Source organism: Skermanella sp., from assembly GCF_059503625.1.
Genome location: NZ_JCACHA010000927.1, coordinates 1 through 7270, shown reverse-complemented (window position 1 = coordinate 7270; position 7270 = coordinate 1). Strand labels below are relative to the sequence as shown.

Genomic DNA, 7270 nt, shown 5'->3' with positions numbered 1-7270 from the left:
CCATAAAAAAATTATGGTATTAGCGTATATCCCCCAATCTGGCCAGGAGGACCGCGATGCGTCCGATCGAATTCAAGATACCCGATGGCCGGATGGCGTTCGGCGATGTCCCCGAACATATCGACGTCCGGCTACAGGAGGCAGTCAAGGCCAGGCTCGCCGGCGATCTCGCCAAGGCCGAACGGATGCTGTGGGAAGCCCATAACCTGGGGCCGCGAGTCCTGCCGGTGCTCTATGCACTCTATAAGTTCTACTTCAACCAGCGCCGGCTGGACGAGGCCGAACGGGTCGCCTTGATCGGCCTGGACGCGGCGTCGCGCCAGGGCTGCTTTCCGGCGGACTGGCGCCGGCTGGCGCCGAGCAATGCCGACTGGAGCGCCGTGATCGGTCCGGCGCACTTCTACCTCTTCACGCTGAAGGCGCTGACCTTCATCACGCTGCGGACCGGCCGGGTCGATGAGGCGCTGAAAATGCTGGCGAAGCTGCGCGAGCTGGATCCGGCCGATACGGTGGGCTACGGCGTCATCGCTGCATTGGCGGAGCGCGTCGCGGAGCCGGAGTGAAGGGTGTCCGCTGTGGCCGGTGTCCGGTCCTGAAGGCATTGCAGAGATCTGGCCGAATGGCGCCGGTGCTCATCGGACATGGAATCGAAGGCAGTCTTCTCACGAAGAAAATGTGACCTGGGCGATTCGAAAACGGGTGGGCCGGGACGTTGATCGTTGCCCATCGAAGGAATCGGTGCTATGCAGGACTGATGCTGCATCGCATTACGCCGCCCTGATCCTTACGATCATTTAAGCCGTTTTGCCCCGGCGCCCGCTTCGACGCAGGCAGCCGCAGCTGGTCTTACGCCTTCCTCTGCTTTTCATGCCGCTTGGCTTTGCGCCAGGAATACGGCTTTTCAATCTTGTTCAGGTTCCCATGAAGTTCGATATCGTGAAGCTCCGCTCGGAGTGGTTCGGCAACATACGGGGAGACGTTCTCGCCGGCGTCGTCGTCGCTCTTGCTCTTATCCCGGAAGCGATCGCCTTCTCGATCATTGCCGGCGTCGATCCGAAAGTCGGGCTTTACGCGTCGTTCGTGATCGCGGTCACCATCGCCATCGTCGGCGGCCGGCCGGGCATGATCTCCGCCGCGACCGGCGCCATGGCCCTGCTGATGATCGATCTGGTCAAGGATCATGGCCTCGACTACCTTTTCGCCGCCACGCTGCTGACGGGCGCCTTGCAGATCGTGGCCGGCCTGCTGAAGCTGAGCCGCTACATGCGTTTCGTTTCCCGGTCGGTCATGACGGGTTTCGTGAACGCGCTGGCGATCCTGATCTTCATGGCCCAGCTTCCGGAATTCCACGGGGCTAACTGGCAGATGTACGCCATCGTGGCCGCCGGTCTGGGGATCATCTATCTGCTGCCGCTGGTCACGACGGCGGTGCCGTCTCCGCTGGTGGCGATCGTGGTGCTGACCGCCGTCGCCATCCTGACCGGGGCAGACGTGCGAACGGTCGGCGACATGGGCGAACTGCCGAGTGCATTCCCCACCTTCCTGATCCCCAACGTGCCTTTGAACCTGGAAACCCTCGGCATCATTCTGCCCGTGGCGATCACCATGACCGTGGTGGGGCTGCTGGAATCACTGCTGACGGCATCGATCGTCGACGACCTGACCGACACCCGGAGCGACAAGAATACGGAAACCCGCGGCCAAGGCATCGCGAACATCGCGTCAGGCCTGTTCGGCGGCATGGCGGGATGCGCGATGATCGGCCAGTCCGTCATCAACGTGAAGTCGGGCGGACGGGGCAGGCTGTCGGCCTTCACCGCCGGCACGGTCCTGCTGTTCCTGATCCTGGTGCTTCAGGATTGGGTGGTGCAGATCCCCATGGCGGTCCTGGTGGCCGTGATGATCATGGTTTCAATCGGCACCTTCAATTGGGGGTCTCTTCGCCAGCTTCGCACCATGCCCGTGAGTTCGTCGATCGTGATGATCGCGACCACGCTCACGGTCGTCTTCACCCACGACCTGTCCAAGGGCGTCCTGGTCGGCGTACTGCTGAGCGCCCTGTTCTTCGCGCGGAAGGTGGCGCATTTCGTCGCCGTCGAAAGCGCCCTGACCGAGGACGGCCGCTGCCGGACCTACATGGTCTATGGACAGCTTTTCTTCGCTTCGGCAGACGCCCTGATCGCGGAGTTCGATTTCCAGGAAAGCCTCGATCGCGTCGAAATCGACCTGACCAGCGCTCACCTGTGGGATTACACAGCGGTCGGAGCAATCGACAAGGTCGTGCTGCGCTTCCGCCGCGAAGGCGCGGACGTCGAGCTGATCGGTCTCAACCAGCCGAGCACCACGCTGCTCGACCGCCTGGGTGTCCACGACAAGCCGGATGCCACCGGTCACCAGGGCGGCCACTGATCCGATGCCGGAGAAACAAAGCCAAGGAGCGAAGCCGATGAAACGCGTACTCGTCTGCCTGGATGGCTCGGTCTACGCCCGCAGCGTCTGTGACCACGCCGCCTGGATCGCCGGCCGGCTGGAGGCGTCCGCCGAGCTGCTGCACGTCGTCGATATCCGGAGCGGCGTGCCGGAAAAGCGTCAGGACCTCAGCGGCAATATCGGGATCGATACCCTGGACCATCTGATGAGCGAGATGGTGGATCAGGACCATGCCCGCTCCCGGACGGCCCAGCAAGCCGGCCGCCATCTGCTCGACAGCGGCCGTGCGATCCTGAAGGAAGCAGGGATCGACGACACGTCGGCCACCTTGCGCAATGGCGCCGTGGTGGATGCCGTCCACGACCTGTCGGTCAGGGCCGACCTCATCGTGCTGGGCAAGCGCGGCGAAGGCGCCGACTTCGCGCTGGGCCATCTCGGTTCCAACCTGGAACGCGTAGTCCGCGCCATCGACCGCCCTTGCCTGGTGGCGGCGCGCAGCTTCAAGCCGATCGAACGCATCCTGATCGCCTTTGACGGCGGCAAGAGCGCCCGCCGCGCCGTCGGCTACCTCGCGAGTTCCCCCGCCTTCAAGGATCTGGAAATCCGCCTCATCCTCGCGTCGGAGCGACCTGAAGATTCGGCGGTGACCGCGGCGCTGGCCTGGGCGGAAAAGGAACTGGCGACTGCCGGCCTGAAGGCCGACTGCCGCATCGTCGAGGGGGAGGCGGAAGAGGTCATCGCAAACGCGGTGGCGTCCGATGGCATCGATCTTCTGATCATGGGCGCCTATGGACACTCCCGCATCAGAAACCTGATCATCGGCAGCACGACCACCGCCATGATTCGTGACTGCAAGGTCCCCGTGCTCCTGTTTCGGTAAAGTCCTTACCACAGGCGGGAGAGTGTCGCCGGCTGGCGCCGGACTTACTGTTCCGGACCGAAGCAGACCTTATAATCGGCGCAGACGCCGCAGCTTGGCGCCTTGCAGAGGTTCAGGCCCTCGCGGTCGCAGAGCTGCTTGTAGAAGAACTTCTTCCACTTCATGTCGCCGGTGTTCTTCGCGGCCAGCGGCCCGAAATGCCGGGTCAGCAGACCGGAGAGGTCCTTGCGGCTGGTCAGGCCGAGGTCTTGCCAGAGATGGTCGGAAAACAGACAGGCCCGTGCGACGGCGGCAGCCATCCACGCGGTTTCGGGCAGGTCGGCGGTCCGGTGGTCGAGCAATAGCGTACGGAGGTCGTCCACTTCCTCCGCCAGGACCAGGTCGGAGACACCCTTGCCGACCCGCCGTCCGCGCCGCGCCGTGATGTAGCGCGCCGCATCCGGTTCGGCTTCCAGCCCGGCGAAGTGCCGGGCCAGCAGCAGGTCGAGATCGGCGGGGGAGAGCCCGACGGCGTCGTCCAGGGGGTCGGCGCAGCATGTGGCTCGGGCGGAAACGATGCAGGCGAAGACATGGGTGTCGGGATCTGCGGGATCGGTCGCCCCGGCCATCATCGCAGCGTAGAGGGCTGCGGCATCGGCGAGGGAGATCGGTTCCTGCATCTCGACGGTCATGTCACGCAGCCTTGGCGGAGTGGGAGAAACAGTTCTTGCCGCAGACCTTCGAGCAGGACTGGCAGCCGATGCAGTTGTCGCCGTTGGCGATGCTCATCACCTTCTTTTCGGCATCGTCATCCTGGGCGTCCACGATGTCGCCGTCCTCGGTGATGCCGATCATGTTCAGCACCCCCTGCGGGCATACCTTGAAGCAGCGGCCGCAGCCGATGCAGGCTTTCTGGTTCAGGTCTTCCACGAACTTGGGAGTCCACGCCCCGCCACCCTTCGTCTTACCCTGGACAAATTCGCTCATCGTGAACTCTCCTCGTAGTGTCTTGCTTGATAGTAATTTTTAAGAAGTCAGTGACTTGAGTTCGGCGCGCTTCTCGGTGAGAAGCTTGTAGGCGTCGTAGGCTTCCTGCGCGACATCAAGGATCGTCTCCCATTTGATCGGCAATTCTTCCGACAGGTCGTGAAGATCCATCTTCTTCGCGGTCGCCCGCGCGTTCAGCTTCTTAATCTCTTCCTTGAGGGCATCGACGTCGCTCATGCCGCTTTCCTCTCAAAGGTCCGCAACGACGCGATGCTCTTCGATCAGAGCGACGGCCTCGGTGACGAACTTCGTGCCCTCGGTCGCCAGCGCCTCAATCGACGGGAAGCCGTAGCGGTGGATGTCGCGCATATGCTTGCTCAGCACCACCAGACGGCCGGTCAGCAGCACGATGCGGCCGAAGCCTTCATGGCTCATCTTCATCAGCGGGGTGGCCATCAGCTTGGTGCGCTTCTCGATGGTCAGGCCGACCGCCTTGTAGAATTGCTCGATGCGGGTGATCGTATCGGGATCGGGATCGCCGATGATCGGGATCAGCCGGCGCTCTTCCTTGGTCAGGATGAAGGGCCGCAGGAGGACGTCATCGCTCTTGCCTTCCCAGGCGCCATAGGTGTCCTCGGCGCGGATCAGGGAGACGAGGGTCTTCAGGAATTCCTGGTCGAGGACTGCCTGATCGGGAGGGGTTGCGATCGTTTCGGACATGCTGCTCACTTATTCCTCGTCGAAATTACGGGCGACTTCGGCGCCCTTGTTCAGGGCCTTCCGGAGCCAGGGTGGCGGCGAGCCGTTCAGCAGGACGACCAGCTTGTCGAGGACATCGGTGATGACCTCCGGCTGCTCGACCTTCACGGGGTGGATCTTCTTGGCGACGATGCGCGCGGCGGCGGAGGCGCCGATCGCTGCCAGATAGACGATGGCGCAGTCCTCGATCGCGGCGATCTTGGGGACCAGCTTGTCCTCGTTGCCGTCCTCGAACATTTGTCCGTTGAACTGCACCGCTTCCAGCAGCCGGTAGCCGGCCGTGTCGATCTCGTAGATCGCGATGTTCTTGGCCCAGCCGAAATGGGCGTCTACGCGCACCATGTCCTGGGTACAGAAAGCAATCTTCATCGTTCCCTCTCGCTTGGCCGGCCTGATAGGGCCGTCCGGTACTGTCCCGGTCCGGGGGGTGGTGGAGACGAGCCTAAGCCTTCGCATGCGAACCGGCATGGTGCCCCTCCGTCGTGCCTTCCAGACCCCAGTCCTGGATCGAATGTTCGTGATCGTTGGCCAGGAAGATGTTGCCGATCTCGAACAGCAGGTCCCGGGTGCCGCGATACCCCACGACGACGCGATGCCCGGCGCCAAGGCGGTCGAAGGTCGGGAAGCCGGCGCGAACCAGCGGAGCCCCCGACCGGCTGACCGACATGCGGGCATGGCTGTTGGAGACGACGAGATCGGCACCGCGCGACAGCGTCTCGAAATCCTCGTGGTCGCCGACCAGCAGCGACCAGGCTCGGATCTTCTCCAGGATCGCCGACTGCGTCGGAGCGACGGCGGCTGTGACTTCGCAGCCCATCTCCTGAAGGAAACCGCAATAGGCGTAGAGCAGGTCCGGCTCCAGCGCCACCGCGACGCGCTTGCGGCTGAAGTAGAAATGCCCGTCGAGCATGCCATCGACCAGATGCTCGCGCTGGCGCCGGACGCGCGCCGGCACCGGCTGGCCGCTGAGGCCGGACAGGGTCGTGATGAAGGCATCGACCGCTTCCAGCCCGACCAGCCGGTCGAACAGCTTGAACGGGACGCCGGTCTTTGCCTCCAGCGCTTCGGCCGGCTTTCGCATGTGCTCGCCGATCACCAGGGTCAGGACTGCCGTTCCCATGCCCTTGATCTCGGCCGCCGTCACGCCGCCTAACGTGGTCGCCGTGAAATCGTCGGGCTGCCGCCCGCCCAGGGAGGTGGAGAGATCGGGCAGGATCACGGGGGTCAGGCCGAAGCCCTCGATCAGGTCGCGGATTTCCTCGACGTCGCCGGGCGTCAGGTGGCTTCCAGCCAGCACGTTGACCCGGTTGTTCACCTTGATCGATGCCGGCTCGACCATGGCGTCGATCACGGCGGTCACCGTGTTCGCGAAGCCGTCCTCAAGACCGCCGGTGAAATCGGGCGTATTGATGAAGACGACCTCGCAGTTCTTCACGACCTCCGGATACTTCTTGCGGAAGATGTTGAGCGCACCCCGCATATCCTCGCCCTTGGTCTCCGTCAGGCCGGTGCTGCAAACGCCGATGACCTGGGGCTTGTTGCGCTCGTACATGGTCAGTACGGCGGCTTCCAGGTTGTCATGGCCGCCCAGGATGGTCTGCACCTGATCCATGGCCGTGGTCTGGAGCGGGATCGCCTCACGGAAATGCCGCACCATCAGCACCAGCCCGAAGGCGGTGCAGCCCTGGCTGCCGTGGAAGCACGGCATGCAGCTGTCGATCCCGAGCAGCGCCAGGGCGCCGCCCAGCGGCTGGCTCATCTTCAGGGGATTGATCGCGGCGGCCTTGTTGGACTGGTGAGCCTTGAACATCTCGCTTGCCCCCTATTCCGCCGCGGTTTCGGCAAGGGCCGGAGCAGGTGCATCAACCGGCGCATCCCAGGGCGCCGGCAGCCGGACCTGACGCCAGATCGGGTTGCTCAGGGTCTTGTCGATCTCCTCGACCAGGGCCACGATGCCTTCATAGCCGGCAAAGGCGACGTGCCGCTCCTGGTTGACGTCCAGCCACGGAACCTTGGCCTTCAGGGCGATGAACTGGCTGCGTCCGCCCGACAGCATGATGTCGGCCTTGGCGTCGCTCAGCATGGCGGCGATATCGCGGGGCTTGAGGTCTTCCCACATGTGGAACTCCTCGCCCTTGATCTTCTTCAGCCGCTCCTTGTCTTCCTTGGTCGACTTCTTGACGCTGGTGCCGATGATCTCCAGCCCGGCGCCTTCCAGGGCTGTGACCATCGACC

General features: G+C 63.7%; 10 protein-coding genes. 3 read left to right on the top strand and 7 right to left on the bottom strand.

Annotation, left to right across the window (positions count from 1 at the left end):
• The first annotated feature begins 56 nt into the window (after nucleotides 1-56).
• The 3 genes from AC5JJ6_RS33865 to AC5JJ6_RS33855 all read left to right on the top strand — a co-directional run bounded on the left by AC5JJ6_RS33865 (nucleotide 57) and on the right by AC5JJ6_RS33855 (nucleotide 3310).
• On the top strand, nucleotides 57-563 hold the full coding sequence (locus AC5JJ6_RS33865) for a tetratricopeptide repeat protein (protein WP_496046258.1): 507 nt from the start codon (nucleotides 57-59) through the stop codon (nucleotides 561-563).
• Between the two features lie 358 nt (nucleotides 564-921).
• The gene (locus AC5JJ6_RS33860) at nucleotides 922-2409 is read left to right on the top strand and encodes a SulP family inorganic anion transporter (RefSeq protein WP_496046257.1); all 1488 of its coding nucleotides are present in this window, start codon (nucleotides 922-924) and stop codon (nucleotides 2407-2409) included.
• Between the two features lie 37 nt (nucleotides 2410-2446).
• Entirely contained in the window at nucleotides 2447-3310 is an 864-nt protein-coding gene (locus AC5JJ6_RS33855; RefSeq protein WP_496046256.1) for a universal stress protein, read from the top strand.
• Nucleotides 3311-3354: 44 nt separating this feature from the next.
• On the opposite strand, the gene AC5JJ6_RS33850 is transcribed toward AC5JJ6_RS33855, so the two are convergent.
• The 7 genes from AC5JJ6_RS33850 to AC5JJ6_RS33820 all read right to left on the bottom strand — a co-directional run.
• A complete protein-coding gene (locus AC5JJ6_RS33850) occupies nucleotides 3355-3981 on the bottom strand; it encodes a nitrogen fixation protein NifQ (RefSeq protein ID WP_496046255.1) in 627 nt (208 codons plus the stop codon).
• A gap of 1 nt (nucleotide 3982) precedes the next feature.
• Nucleotides 3983-4276, bottom strand: a complete 294-nt coding sequence (gene fdxB, locus AC5JJ6_RS33845) for a ferredoxin III, nif-specific (RefSeq protein ID WP_496046254.1) — start codon at nucleotides 4274-4276, stop codon at nucleotides 3983-3985.
• A gap of 39 nt (nucleotides 4277-4315) precedes the next feature.
• Nucleotides 4316-4513 (bottom strand): CCE_0567 family metalloprotein, encoded by a 198-nt coding sequence (locus AC5JJ6_RS33840; RefSeq protein ID WP_496046253.1) that lies wholly within the window; start codon nucleotides 4511-4513, stop codon nucleotides 4316-4318.
• Between the two features lie 12 nt (nucleotides 4514-4525).
• Nucleotides 4526-4996, bottom strand: a complete 471-nt coding sequence (locus AC5JJ6_RS33835; RefSeq protein ID WP_496046252.1) for a NifX-associated nitrogen fixation protein — start codon at nucleotides 4994-4996, stop codon at nucleotides 4526-4528.
• A 9-nt stretch (nucleotides 4997-5005) separates the two neighbouring features.
• Entirely contained in the window at nucleotides 5006-5404 is a 399-nt protein-coding gene (gene nifX / locus AC5JJ6_RS33830) for a nitrogen fixation protein NifX (RefSeq protein ID WP_496046251.1), read from the bottom strand.
• Between the two features lie 73 nt (nucleotides 5405-5477).
• Nucleotides 5478-6845 carry a nitrogenase iron-molybdenum cofactor biosynthesis protein NifN gene (gene nifN, locus AC5JJ6_RS33825; RefSeq protein WP_496046250.1) on the bottom strand — a complete coding sequence of 456 codons (1368 nt, stop codon included), beginning with the start codon at nucleotides 6843-6845 and terminating at the stop codon, nucleotides 5478-5480.
• Between the two features lie 12 nt (nucleotides 6846-6857).
• On the bottom strand, nucleotides 6858-7270 hold a 413-nt coding region (locus AC5JJ6_RS33820), incomplete at its 5' end, for a nitrogenase component 1 (RefSeq protein WP_496046249.1).